This window comes from Bacillus sp. AK124, assembly GCF_053903085.1.
In genome coordinates this window covers 2,134,390-2,148,290 of record NZ_CP096378.1, presented here as the reverse complement: position 1 = coordinate 2,148,290, position 13,901 = coordinate 2,134,390, and the positions used below count along the sequence as shown (strand labels likewise).

Below are 13,901 nucleotides of genomic sequence, written 5' to 3'. Positions count from 1 at the left end.
TTTCTTACTGTGCCACCGCTTCTTTTGATGAAGCAGCCGCAGACGGTTCAATCTTTTGCTTCGTACCGGCTTCAAACGCGTACATCAGCGCTTCTTCATCAGACAAGCCGGCTTCTTTTTGCTCTTTAATCCGCTCTATCATTTGCTTGAAGTCTTTCGGAATCACTTTCACAAACCGGCCGACGGCCTCTTCCCAATGATCAAGTATCGAAGCTGCTTTTGAGCTTTCAGTATATCTGTAATGGTTTTCGATCATCGTTTTCAGTTCGGCGATTTCCTCAGGTGCTTCAAGTGTTTCAAATTCGATCATTTCAGGATTGCATTTCCGTTTAAAGGCTTTTTTGTCTTCGGCGTACACGTAGGCGATTCCGCCTGACATGCCCGCGGCAAAGTTTTTGCCGACGTCGCCGAGAATAGCGACGCGCCCGCCGGTCATGTATTCGCAGCCATGGTCGCCGATGCCTTCAACGACAACGCTGACTCCGCTGTTTCTGACGGCAAACCGTTCGCCGGCGAGTCCGTTAATATAAGCTTCTCCGCTTGTAGCACCGTAGAACGCAACATTTCCGACAATAACATTTTCACGGAATGCAGGGTTGAATTCGTCAGGCGCTTTGACGGCGATTTTTCCGCCTGAAAGACCTTTGCCGATATAATCATTGGCATCTCCTGTCAAATACATTGTCATTCCTTTTGGTACGAACGCGCCAAAGCTTTGCCCCGCTGAACCTGTGAATCTGAGCGTAATCGTATCTTCAGGGAGGCCTTCTTCGCCGTAGCGCTTAGAAATTTCACTTCCGGTTATGGCTCCTGTTACACGGTTGATGTTGCGGATTTCAAAGGATGCTTCCGCAGACGTGCCGTTTTCAACAGCTGACTGGACGGCGGGTAGAATTTGCGTAATATCAAGTGATTCATCGATTTTGTGGTTTTGCGGCGTACGGAATGTGCGTGCGCCTTCCGGCTGATATAGCAGGTTTGATAAATCGAGCTGACCCGCTTTCCAATGTGCTTTCGCCTGTTCGCTGACACGAAGGACATCCGTGCGGCCCACCATTTCATCAACTGTTCTGAAACCGAGCCGGGCCATCAATTCGCGAACTTCCTCTGCGACAAAGAGCATGTAATTCACGATGTGATCCGGATCGCCCATGAACTTTTTGCGCAGCTCAGGGTTTTGCGTCGCTACCCCGACAGGGCAAGTATCCAAATGACAGGCTCTCATCATAACGCAGCCGAGAACAACGAGCGGCGCTGTGGCAAAACCGAATTCTTCGGCTCCTAAAAGCGCAGCCATGACAACGTCTCTGCCGGTCATTAATTTGCCGTCTGTTTCCAATACGACGCGTTCGCGCAAACCGTTCATCATCAGTGTTTGATGTGCTTCTGCGAGTCCAAGCTCCCACGGAAGGCCGGTATGCTTAATGCTTGTTTTCGGTGAGGCTCCAGTGCCCCCGTCATAGCCGCTGATGACGATGACATCGGCAGTCGCTTTGGCGACTCCGGCTGCAATCGTGCCGACCCCGGCTTTAGCGACAAGCTTTACACTGATCCGTGCATCGCGGTTGGCGTTTTTCAAATCGTGGATCAACTGCGCCAAATCTTCAATCGAGTAGATGTCGTGGTGCGGCGGCGGTGAAATCAAGCCTACCCCAGGCGTAGATCCGCGTACATTGGCAACCCATGGATACACTTTGTTGCCAGGAAGCTGTCCGCCTTCCCCAGGTTTTGCACCCTGAGCCATCTTAATTTGCAGCTCGTCGGCATTGACGAGATAATGGCTCTTCACACCGAAACGGCCTGAAGCGATTTGCTTGATCGCGCTGCGGCGGTTATCGCCATTTGCGTCAGGCGTAAAGCGCGCCGGATCTTCTCCGCCTTCCCCGCTGTTGCTTTTTCCGCCGAGACGGTTCATTGCAATCGCCAGCGCTTCATGGGCTTCCTTGCTTAAAGAGCCGAATGACATCGCCCCTGTTTTAAAGCGGCGCACAATCGATTCAGAAGATTCGACCTCTTCAAGCGGCAGCGGCTTCCGGTTTTCATCAAATGAGAAGAGATTGCGGAGAAAACCGATTCTTTCTTCATCAGCTGCTTTCGAATATTGTTTAAACAGGCTGTAATCACCTTTGCGGCATGCCCATTGCAGCGTGTGAATCGTTTTCGGGTTAAAAGCGTGGTGCTCCCCGCCTTTTCTCCATTGAAAATCGCTTCCCGAATCAAGCGTTTCGCTGAATGTATCTTCATACGCTTCCCTGTGGCGGCGCTTCGCTTCTTCGGCAATCGTATCCAGACCGATTCCGCCGAGCTGTGATGCCGTTCCTGTGAAATAGCTGTCTATGACGTCTTTGCTGATCCCAACCGCTTCAAAAATCTGTGCGCCCCTGTAGCTTTGAACAGTGGAAATACCCATTTTGGACATCACTTTTACGACGCCCTCTGTCACGCTTTTGCTGTATTTTGTAACGGCTTCTTCATAGCTGATGGAAAGTGCTCCGTCTTCAATCGCCTGCTTGTATGTCGCATACGTGAGGTACGGATGAATGGCATCCGCTCCGTAGCCGATCAAGGCGGCAAAATGGTGAACTTCGCGCGCTTCACCGGATTGGGCGATAATGCTGACTTTCGTACGTTTTCCCGCGCGGACTAAATACTGATGCAAGGCACTGACGGCTAGCAGCGCAGGAATCGGCGCTTTCTGACCGTCCATTTTGCGGTCGGATAAAATAAGGAGAGTCACGCCTTCGGCGATCGCTCTGTCCACTTCTTTAAACATATCTTCGAGGCCGCTCTTCAAGTCGTCTGTAAAGAGCGTATGAATCGTCTTGCTTTTGAAATCCTTATGCACAAGTCCTTTTAAAGAATTGAACTGTGCGTTTGTCAAGACCGGTGTATACAATTTAATCCGGCGGCAGCTGCTTTCATTCGGATGGAGAATATCGCCTTCCGCTCCGAGCCATGTCAATGTCGAAGTGACGATCTGCTCGCGGATTGCATCAATCGGCGGATTTGTAACTTGTGCAAACAGCTGTTTAAAATAGTTGAACAGCGATTGCGGACGGTCTGACAACACCGCCAGCGGGACATCGTGGCCCATTGAACCGAGCGGGTCTTTGCCTTCTGTAATGACAGGAATTAAATATTTGTGAATATCTTCGTACGTAAAACCGAATGCTTTTTGGCGGGTCAATAGGTCAGGCACAGATTTTTCTTCGGTTTCCTCAATATCGTTTGAGACATGAACCAGTTCTTTACTAAGCCATTCCTGGTACGGAAACTCCCCGGCGATTTCGGATTTGACTTCTTCATCGGAGATAATCCGCCCTTCTTCAAGATCAACAAGAAGCATTTTCCCGGGATCCAGCCGGTCTTTATATAAGATGTTTTCCTGTTCGACATCAATCACGCCGACTTCGGAGGAAAAAATAAGGTAGTCGTCTTTAGTGACATAATAGCGAGCGGGTCTGAGCCCGTTCCGGTCTAAAATGGCTCCGATCTGTTTTCCGTTTGTAAATGAAATCGCAGTCGGGCCGTCCCATGGCTCCATTAAAGAGCTGTGATATTCGTAAAATGCCTTCTTTTCTTTTGACATGTACGGGTTCTCGTTCCACGGCTCCGGAATCAGCATCATTGCAGCATGGGCAGGATTCCTTCCAGCCAGAACAAAGAATTCAAAAGCGTTATCCAGGATCGAGGAGTCGCTTCCGTTTTCATCGAGGATTGGCAAAACCTTTGGCAAGTCTTCGCCGAACGCTTCGGAAACAAACTGCTGCTCCCTCGCTTTCATCCAGTTCATATTGCCGCGCAGCGTATTGATTTCCCCGTTGTGGATCAGATAGCGGTTTGGATGTGCCCTTTCCCAGCTCGGAAACGTGTTTGTGCTGAAACGGGAGTGAACCAATGCAAAAGCTGAGACGAAGTCCTCGTCCTGTAAATCTTCATAGAAAGCATCAACCTGCTCGGGCGTTAAAAGTCCTTTATATACGATGGTATTGCTAGAGAGGCTGACAAAATAGAACGTTTTGTCGTGTTCTTTCGCCCAATTTTCGGCCTGTTTGCGAATGATGTACAACTTCCGTTCGAATGCCAGATTGTCTTTCAGCGCTTCATTTGCTCCGATGAATACCTGGCGGACGACTGGCGCGCTTTTCTGTGCGACTGTTCCGATTTTTCCGACATTTACAGGTGCAGTTCGCCAGCCGAGCACCGTCTGTCCTTCCTGTTCGATCAGCTCGTTAATGCGCGCTTCGGTTTTTTCGCGCCCGCTGTCATCCTTAGAAAAGAAGATCATCCCGACGCCGTAGCGTCCTTTTTCAGGCAAGTTGAAACCGGCGCAGACTTTTTTGAAAAAAGCATCCGGAATCTGCATCATGATGCCTGCTCCGTCTCCGGTATGCGGGTCACTGCCCTGACCGCCCCGGTGGTCTAATTGGCAAAGCATTTGTAATCCTTTTTTGACAATATCATGAGTAGGAAGGCCCTTTAAATGAGCGTAAAGGCCGATTCCGCATGCATCATGTTCAAATTCAGGACGGTAGAGACCTTGTGCCTTTGGTAGTTGATTATAAGTCATTGTTCCTCTCCCCCGTTCATTTTTCCCGTTTGTCCCCGGTCATAAAATCTTACAAACTCTAATCCTATTGTAGGTTTTCAAATCTATACAAACAATATATAATTTAGATTAAAACTATCTCATTTTGAGATGAGCAGGTGAAACAACGATGGAATTACGCCAATTGCATTATTTTATGGAAGTTGCAGAAAGAGAGCACGTATCGGAAGCGGCCATGCACCTTCATGTCGCTCAGTCGGCGATCAGCAGGCAGATCGCCAATCTCGAAGAAGAGCTCGGTGTTGATTTGTTTGAGCGCGAAGGCCGCAATGTGAAGCTGACTCCGATCGGGAGACAGTTTTTAGACCATATTAAAACAGCGATGAAAGCGATCGATTTCGCGAAGGAACAAATCGATGAGTATTTGGACCCGAATCGCGGGACCGTTAAAATCGGTTTCCCGACAAGCCTTGCGGGCCAGTTCCTCCCGACGGTTATTTCCGCTTTTAAAGAGGAGCATCCTCATGTCGCTTTTCTTTTAAGGCAGGGATCTTATAAATTTTTAATCGAAGCGGTGAAAAACAGGGATATCGATTTGGCTTTTCTCGGTCCTGTTCCGTCAAATATCGCTGAGATTAAAGGGGACATTTTGTTTTCGGAAAGCCTTTTGGCACTCGTGCCGATCAATCATCCCCTATCAGGCCAGCAAAGCCTTCATCTCGGCGATCTCAGAAATGATCAGTATGTGCTGTTTCCAGACGGATACATCCTTCGAAAAATGGCTGTTGATGCATGCAAGCAAGTAGGATATACGCCTAAAATTTCCTCAGAGGGCGAAGATTTGGATGCGATCAAAGGGCTGGTTTCTGCTGATATGGGTGTGACGCTTTTGCCGGAAAGCGCCTTTAATGAAACGGCTCCCCGTTTTACAAAGAAGATTCCGATTGATTATCCTCAAGTAAAGCGCACAGTCGGAATCATCACCCCTAAAAACAGGGAGCTTTCCCCTTCTGCAAAAGTCTTTTATCAGTTCGTAAAGAAGTTTTTTTCTCGCCTTCAGCAATACCAATAGCTAGTATGACAACGAATTCAGCCGGGCGCAAAAGCTTGGCTGTTTTCATTTTATCATAAACAACAATTAATGTCTGAATTTTCTGTCCATTTATTCTCAGCGCATCTCTTCTATTGTAAAAAGCGCATCTTATATATGTATGTTTATCCCCTTTTTTTATGCTGATTTTTCATACTGACGCCAGTTTTTTCTGTCTGGAAACGGACTCGCCAGCACTGGCTGCAGACTGGAACCGGCCTTTGACTCGTCAAAACCGCTGAAGTGAATGACATATTCCGTCAGCCGGATCGCGCCGTCACAAAGGACCGAAAAGGCGATCACATCGCCGCTCCCGTGATGAAGTTTTAAAAAAAGCCGCCATTCAGGCGGCTTATCGTTTCATTTTATTCCTTACTTTTTCGGCATATCGGCATGGATTAAATAATGAATCAACGCTTTTTGCTCTTGTTCGGAAAAGCCGCTTTTGGCGTCGATCCAGAATTCATGCCCTTTGCCGGTTACCCTGACCGCTTTTAAGTCGGGCGATTCCGAATTGCTTTTGACGACCTGCTGTCTTAAATCTCTGTCGATCATCGCCAGCAAACTGTTATAAGGATCCGCCAGCTTACCTTTTATGACCGTCTTTGGTAAGCCTGTCTCTTTTAATGAGCTTCCCACTGCAACCCCTCCGTCGTGCAAATAAGGAGCGCGCCAGTAAACGCCGATCAGACTCGGCACTTTGTACCCGCCTTTGGAATCTCCCTGCGCCCAGGAAAGCTTGATCTGTTCGGGGTCAAACCCGGCTGTCGGGACTTTCAGGATCTTCGGTTTGCGCGGCAGAGGCACCGGTGTGTCAGGCGAATGAATAAGGCTTTTCCCGAATATGTTTTCCGTTTTCTTAAAAGACCGGGCCCTTGTCGGCTCGGTTCCGATTTTTTCTACCGAGATGACCTTGTTGTTCGTCAAATACCGGCCGGCATGACAGGATATGCAGCCCGCTTGTTCAAAAACACGTCTGCCGCGCCTGACGGTTTGGCTGTCGGTTTTTTGCCGCGGATCAGGAGGTCTAAGTGTATTTTGCCAGGCGGATACAGCGTTGTTTTCTTCATTCACTTTTCGTCCGGGTGAGCTCACAAGTACGCCGTCGGGCGCCGCCAATGTGATGTTAGGATAGTTTGGCGGCTTGACCATTTGGTTGACGCCCGGTACTCCGGGAGTGGGATCGGCTTTTTTGAAAAACGCAGTCGGACTTTCCTTTTTTTTCGGCTGATACCTGTATGTTGAGACGGGAGCCCTTTGCAGGATCGTCCCGATATAAACATCTTCGCTCATGCCGAAAAGCGCCCGGCTTGCCGGGGCTTGCGAGAGGCTGTCCGAATTTTGCGCATGAACATTATTGCTGAACACAGTCAAGCCTTTAAAAGGACCGGCCATTGCCGAACCGCTCCAGCTGTACGGATGGTCGCCCAATGTATAGGCATCCGGAATCTGCGTGGGATTGCTTTTCATATCGATCGTCGAGTCGAAAAAACCTCTTGGCCACTTCAGGAAAATGCGATCGACCGCATCTTCGAGGCGGTCCGGATCGGGAAGGCGTTCTTTTTTGCCGTTTCTGGCAGTGATCACAGGGCTTTTATCATTCATAAATTGTTGAATGTTATCAATTTCGGCATGTGTAAAATAAGCCGCTGAATTTGTCGCCAGCGCCAGCATCAGCCCTGTATTTAAATCAGAGTTTGTCACGCCTTCCATCACCTTCATCGTTTTCGGATCGACTGCGGCGTGGCAGGCCGCACAGCTGATGCCGGCTTTGATTTTTCCGTCAGCGTATTTGAAAGGCATGCCGAGCGGTGCGTATGCCCCTTTTGGAACATCAATGCCGGTGTCGATCTTCTCGCCTTTTTTAAAGATTTTCCCGCCGACCTTAACCGTTTCAGCTAATTCGATGCGCAAGTTCGTCGTCCCTTTCCCTTTCAATCCGGCAATGGCTTTCGTCATGTTGGCTGCTGTAATGGGACCGTCAAGGAGTCCGATGATATCTGTCAAAAACACTTCGTTGCCGAAAGTTTCCTTATAAAATGTCTCCCGTCCCAAGTCGAGAAGGCGGTCATCAACCTTTACAGCTCCCTCCTCTGCGGGGGCGGGCTTGTCCGGTGTAAATGCTCCCCATAGATCGTATCCGTGCACTCGTTTTTCTTTTGAGATGACTTTTTCTTTAGGAGGCATATATACATATTCCGGTTCAAGATGTCTGACCGTGATATAGCCAATTACGGCTAAAATCGCGATGATAGCAAATGCGGCTAACCATTTATGCTTTTTCATCATTGACCCACCTTTCTAATTGAATAGGATTCCCCAGAGCTGCCGTGAATCATTTAGAACGTATTACCAGCTATAACTTCCGGCGTCCCATGCCAGAATATGCATATGATGGGATTAAAGGAATGAGGCCATTTTGAAAAAGCTAAGCATTGTTCTTGCCATTTTTATATGTGCGCTAATTTCATTTATTATATGGCTGAATGCCGGGAATGAAAAATTGGGACTCCCGGATGAAGAAGCAGAGGCCGTCAAATCCTCCAAAAAACCGGTCATTGTCCTGATCATCGACTCTTTGATGGATCAGCCTTTGAAAAAAGCGATTCAAGCAGGCCGCGCCCCGGCATTAAAATTCTTTCTTGAAAACGGTCATTATGAACCTGAAGTGGTAAACGCGTATCCGACCATGTCGGTCTCGATTGACAGCACCCTGCTCACCGGAACTTATCCGAATATCCACCGCGTTCCCGGGCTCGTCTGGTATGATCAGGATGAACAGAGAATCGTGAATTACGGGAGCGATAAAAAAGAAATCGCCACACTCGGCATCAAACAAACGATCGAAGACGGGATATTTTCTCTTAATCACCGCCATTTAAGCCGGAAGGTGACAACGGTCCATGATGATTTGCAAGTGCGAGGAAAACAGTCGGCATCCATCAACGGGCTCATATACAGAGGGCCTGACCGCCACGAATTAAATATCCCGCCCCCGCTCAAAAAGCTTAAATTGATGCCTGAACATATGATGGTAAACGGGCCGGCTCTTTTTTCGTTCGGCCGCTTTGCCCAGCTCGATCCCGATAACCCCCACCACCATATTTGGCAAAGTTATGGCGTTAACGACAAGTTCACAGCACAGGAAGTGGCCTATTTAATTAAAAAGAGGAAGCTTCCTGCGCTGACTGTCGCCTACTTGCCCGATTTTGACCATGATGCACACAAAAAAGGCCCGATGGACATGAAAGGCCTCGAAAAAATGGACCAGCAGCTGCAGCGTATATTGAATGCATATGATTCTTGGCGCGATGCGGCCGAAAAAGCGGTATGGGTCGTCATGGGTGATGGCGGGCAGACAGCGATCGGACGCGATAAAGACAAGGCCGCCATCCGGCTTCATTCGCTTTTTAAAGGATACCGGATCGCTAAAATAAACGAAGCCCCCGATCGAAACGCCCAGCTTCTTTTTGCAGTAAACGACAGAATGGCATACATTTATGTCACGGATCGAAACATGCCGCTGCAAGGTGCCGTCAATGAATTGAAAAAAGACGAACGAATCGCTTTCACAGCGTGGAAAAAAAGCGGCTGGATATATGTTGATTCGAAGCGTTCTTTAAAACCGCTTCGGTTTCGTCCAAAAGGCGGCTATCAAGATCCTTACGGGCAGTCATGGACGATCAGCGGAGATTTTTCTTTATTGGACATTAAAGCAGACGGCGTCTCGATCCAATACGGCGATTACCCGGATGCTCTTGCCCGCCTGTACAGCGCCATGCATTCGCATCGCGGACAGTTTGTGATCGCCGACGCGAAACCCGGGTTCCAATTTGCCGGCGAAAAGTCTCCCCTCCATTTTGGCGGAGGCGGCCATGGCTCACTTTATAAAACGGATAGCTTGGCTCCGATGATCATCGTCGGTTCGGAAAAAGTTCCGGAACATCTTCGCCACCTTGAAATGAAAGATTTTTTTATGAAGCTCGTACAATGACCCGGTCATGTCATCAATGATCGGGTTTTTTCTTTTTTATAAGTTTCTTCTTTGACAATCTTTTGTTGTTCTATGTATGATAATACCGTGTTTTAGTTTATTTACTTAATTAATTAAAATGGAGAAGCAGGTGCTTTTTATGAAACAAGATAAAGTCAGCCGCAAGACCGTTGTGCAGTTGATCGAAGCTTTCAACCGGCTGCGGTATGCGGAAATGAAGCAGTCTTTTCCTGCAGTTGAATGGAAAAAGACTGAGGCAAAAGCGCTGATGTTTTTAAATGAAGCAAGCGGTGAAGGCAAAATGGCATCCGAAATCAGCCGCGCTCTGCATGTCACCTCCCCTTTCGTCACGCAGATGTTGAACAGAATGGAAAAAAAAGGGCTCGTTTTTCGGCGCATGGATGAGGATGACAGGAGGATCGTCCGGATTTTTTTAACCGATGAAGGAAAAAAAGCGGCGGACGATGCGCTTAAAGGGCTGAACCGGTGGTTCGTGCAGCTCACTCGGTTTCTGGGCGAGGATGAAAGCAGGCAGTTCGCCGATTTGATTCATAAGTTATCCGAGTTTATCGAACACGGAGAAAAAACAAGTGAAAAGAAGGTTGAAAAATGATCTCACTCTTAAAATATTTAAAGCCTTATAAGCTGCAAGTGATTCTTGTCGCTGTTTTTACTTTGCTGAGCAGTGTGCTTGAGCTTTATTTGCCGACGTTAATGGCAGATGTCGTTGATGTCGGAATCGTGAACGGCGACATGCCATTCATATTGAGAACCGGCGGCTGGATGATCGCCTGCTCCCTTCTGGCCATCATCATGACTGTCGGAAAAGCGTTTTTCGCTTCGAAAACAGCCCTCGGCTTTGGAAGGGATATCAGGCGCAAGCTGTTTGTCAAAGTTGAACACTATTCAATGGATGAATTCGGAAAAATCGGTTCTGCTTCTCTCATTACCCGTACCACAAATGATGTCAAGCAAGTCCAGGATGTACTCAACATGATGCTTTCATTGATGACAAGAGCGCCGTTAATGCTGGTCGGCGGTATTGTGCTTGCCGTGTCCAGAGATGCCAAGCTGTCGATTATATTTCTGGCCGCTCTCCCGATCCTTGCGGGGCTGATTTTTCTCATTACAAGAAAAGCTGTTCCCTTATTCGGCGTTCTTCAAAAAAAGACGGATCGTCTCAACCTTGTTCTCAGGGAAGGTTTGACTGGAGTTCGCGTCGTTCGCGCCTTTAACCGAGTTGATCAAGAAAAAGCCCGTTTTCAAAAGGCAAACGAAGAGTTTCGCGATACAGGCATCGCCGTCAACAGAATTATGGCTTTTCTATTCCCTGTCATGATGATTATGATGAATTTCACGAACATCGCGATTATCTGGTTCGGAGGCATCCGCATCGATCAAGGCAGCATGCAGGTCGGGAACTTAATGGCTTTCCTTCAATATGCATCCATGATTCTAATCGCGCTGATCATGCTTGCGATGACATTCGTGATGATCCCAAGGGCTCAGGCATCTGCCGACCGCATTAACGAAGTGCTGTTAACAGTGCCTTCGATTACCGATCCGAAAGAGCCGCAGAAAGACAGCGGCTTGCGCGGTTATGTGGAATTTCAAGATGTGACTTTTCGTTATGCCGGAGCTGAAAAGCCCGTTCTCGAAAATATTACGTTCAAGGCAAAACCGGGTGAAACGACTGCGATCATCGGCAGCACAGGGGCCGGAAAAACGACGATTCTTCAATTGATCCCGAGATTTTTCGATATTGAAAAAGGGTCTGTGCTTGTCAACGGAACAGATGTCAGAAAGATGGCGCAAAAGGAGCTTCGCGCGAAAATCGGCTATGTCCCGCAAAAAGCTTCAATATTCAGCGGGACGATCAAGGACAATATCCGATTTGGCAAAGAAGATGCAACAGATGAAGAAATTTTGGAAGCACTTGAAACGGCACAGGCTGCCGAGTTTGTGGAAGGCAAGGAAAATGGAATTGAATCTGATATCGAGCAGGCCGGAGCCAACCTTTCAGGCGGCCAGAAACAGCGGCTTTCCATCGCCCGGGCATTGGTCAGAAAACCGGAAATTTATTTATTTGACGACAGCTTTTCGGCGCTTGATTACAAAACGGATCAAAAGCTGAGAAAAGCGCTTCAGAAAACCACCGCTGATGCCGCCGTCATTATTGTTGCCCAAAGGGTAAGCACGATTACAGATGCGGACCAAATCATCGTATTAAATGAAGGAAAAATAGCCGGTATCGGCACCCATCAACAATTGCTTGCTGAAAATGGAATTTACCAGGAAATTGTGGCATCACAGCAGGCCGAGGAGGAAAGCGCATGAGCCAACAACAAAAGCATCACGGCTCGATACCAAAAGGAATGCACGAGACAAAACCGAAAGAATTTAAAAAGACCCTCTTGAGATTGGCCCGCTATTTAAAACCGCGGACCTTCCAGCTGGTGCTCGTTGTCTGTGCTGCAATATTGGCGACGTTGTTTAATGTCATCAGTCCAAAACTTCTCGGAGATGCGACCTCTTCCCTTTTCGCAAGCTTTACAGAAGGCACCGGTGTTCAATTCGGCTTTCTCGGCCGGATCACGATGATCCTGGCAGGACTGTATCTGCTTTCTGCTTTCTTTACGTTCTTGCAGCAATACCTGATGGCCGGCGTAGCCCAGAAAACGATATACGAAATGAGCCAGGAAGTGAATGAAAAGCTGACGCGGCTCCCTTTAAAGTACTATGACAAGCATTCGCATGGCGATACGCTCAGCCGCGCCGTCAATGATATTGACAATATTAATACGTCACTGCAGCAGGCGCTGACGCAAATGATTACGTCTGTCATTACGATAGTCGGAATCATCGTCATGATGCTCCTGATCAGCCCTGTGCTGACACTCGTCGTCTTCATCACGGTTCCGCTCAGCATGCTCGCTGTCCGATTTATCGCCTCATTTTCGCAGAAACACTTCGGCACGCAGCAGAAAGAACTCGGCGACATCAACGGACACGTTGAAGAGATGTTTACAGGGCACCAGGAAGTAAAGGCATTCGGTCATGAAGAAAAAGCGATTCAGCAATTCGATGAAGTGAATGAGCGTCTTTACCAGTCAGGCTGGAAAGCGCAGTTTATTTCAGGTCTGATGATGCCGATCATGACATTCATCGGCAACCTCGGCTATGTGTTTGTCAGCATAACCGGCGGTATTTTCGTTCTTAACGGCACCCTCTTAATCGGAGGCGTGCAGGCTTTTATCCAATACACGCAGCAATTTTCCCAGCCGCTCGTTCAAGCTGCCGGAATCGCGAATACAATCCAATCGGCAATCGCATCCGCCGAAAGGGTGTTCAGTCTTTTAGACGAAGACGAGGAAACCGAGGAAACGCCGGCTTCCATCGATACCGGCGCATTAAAAGGCGATGTATCGTTTGAACGTGTCGCCTTCGGCTATGATAAAAACGTTCCGGTCATCCGCGATTTAAGCCTCCATGCCAAAGAAGGCCAGACAATTGCGATCGTCGGACCGACTGGTGCAGGAAAAACGACGATCATCAATTTGCTGATGCGGTTTTATGAATTAAACAAAGGCAGCATCAAGGTCGGCGGCACTGACATCAGCGAACTGTCGCGCGAACAGGCCAGAAGCATGTTTGCGATGGTTTTGCAGGACACATGGCTGTTCAACGGCACCATCCGCGAAAACATCGCCTACGGACGTGATGGCGCAACAGATGAAGACATCATCAGGGCGGCAAAAGCCGCCTATGCCGACGATTTTATCCGTACCTTGCCGGACGGCTATGATACGGTACTGGGCGAAGATGCCCAAAACATCTCGCAAGGGCAGCGGCAGCTCCTCACGATCGCGAGAGCCATTTTAGCCGATCCGAAGATTTTAATATTGGATGAAGCGACTAGCAGTGTCGACACCCGGACGGAAATGAATATTCAAAAAGCGATGAACAAACTGATGGCTAACCGCACGAGTTTTGTCATCGCCCACCGTCTTTCTACCATTAAAGATGCCGACCTGATTCTTGTGATGAAAAACGGAGATATTATTGAAAAAGGCAGCCATGAAGAGCTTCTCCGCGAGAACGGTTTTTACGCCGATTTGTATAACAGCCAGTTCTCCCGGGAAGAAGCCGTAAGCTGAAAGATCGAGGCCGTACCTGATCAGGTGCGGCCTCGTTTTTTTCATCCATCTCTGAGCTGATGTTCCCGGTGTTGTGAGCATACCTCGCCTTTTTTCCTTTTTTAGATCCGA

General features: G+C 48.3%; 8 protein-coding genes. 5 read left to right on the top strand and 3 right to left on the bottom strand.

Features of this window, described 5'->3' with window-relative positions; all coding sequences use genetic code 11:
- Positions 1-4 precede the first annotated feature (4 nt).
- On the bottom strand, positions 5-4,570 hold the full coding sequence (gltB, locus tag M1E06_RS10860) for a glutamate synthase large subunit (protein WP_035338609.1): 4,566 nt from the start codon (positions 4,568-4,570) through the stop codon (positions 5-7).
- A gap of 148 nt (positions 4,571-4,718) precedes the next feature.
- Here gltB and M1E06_RS10855 point away from each other — a divergent pair, with 148 nt between their 5' ends.
- Positions 4,719-5,621, top strand: coding sequence for a LysR family transcriptional regulator (locus tag M1E06_RS10855; RefSeq protein WP_020451722.1), 903 nt, complete (start codon positions 4,719-4,721; stop codon positions 5,619-5,621).
- Between the two features lie 156 nt (positions 5,622-5,777).
- Here M1E06_RS10855 and M1E06_RS10850 read toward each other — a convergent pair whose 3' ends face one another.
- Both M1E06_RS10850 and M1E06_RS10845 read right to left on the bottom strand, forming a co-directional pair.
- The gene (locus tag M1E06_RS10850) at positions 5,778-5,942 is read right to left on the bottom strand and encodes a hypothetical protein (RefSeq protein WP_155121654.1); all 165 of its coding nucleotides are present in this window, start codon (positions 5,940-5,942) and stop codon (positions 5,778-5,780) included.
- Between the two features lie 69 nt (positions 5,943-6,011).
- Positions 6,012-7,928, bottom strand: coding sequence for a di-heme oxidoredictase family protein (locus tag M1E06_RS10845; protein ID WP_035338606.1), 1,917 nt, complete (start codon positions 7,926-7,928; stop codon positions 6,012-6,014).
- A 130-nt stretch (positions 7,929-8,058) separates the two neighbouring features.
- Between M1E06_RS10845 and M1E06_RS10840 the strand changes: the two genes are divergently transcribed.
- The 4 genes from M1E06_RS10840 to M1E06_RS10825 all read left to right on the top strand — a co-directional run bounded on the left by M1E06_RS10840 (position 8,059) and on the right by M1E06_RS10825 (position 13,790).
- Positions 8,059-9,633: an alkaline phosphatase family protein gene (locus M1E06_RS10840; RefSeq protein ID WP_026579594.1), complete on the top strand. Its 1,575-nt coding sequence runs from the start codon at positions 8,059-8,061 to the stop codon at positions 9,631-9,633.
- A 139-nt stretch (positions 9,634-9,772) separates the two neighbouring features.
- Complete coding sequence (locus M1E06_RS10835; RefSeq protein ID WP_020451725.1) at positions 9,773-10,246, top strand: MarR family winged helix-turn-helix transcriptional regulator; 474 nt, start codon at positions 9,773-9,775, stop codon at positions 10,244-10,246.
- Positions 10,243-11,970 (top strand): ABC transporter ATP-binding protein, encoded by a 1,728-nt coding sequence (locus M1E06_RS10830; RefSeq protein ID WP_023855736.1) that lies wholly within the window; start codon positions 10,243-10,245, stop codon positions 11,968-11,970. Before M1E06_RS10835 ends, M1E06_RS10830 begins: the two co-directional genes overlap by 4 nt.
- Positions 11,967-13,790, top strand: a complete 1,824-nt coding sequence (locus M1E06_RS10825; protein ID WP_456270526.1) for an ABC transporter ATP-binding protein — start codon at positions 11,967-11,969, stop codon at positions 13,788-13,790. Before M1E06_RS10830 ends, M1E06_RS10825 begins: the two co-directional genes overlap by 4 nt.
- The last annotated feature ends 111 nt before the right edge of the window (positions 13,791-13,901 follow it).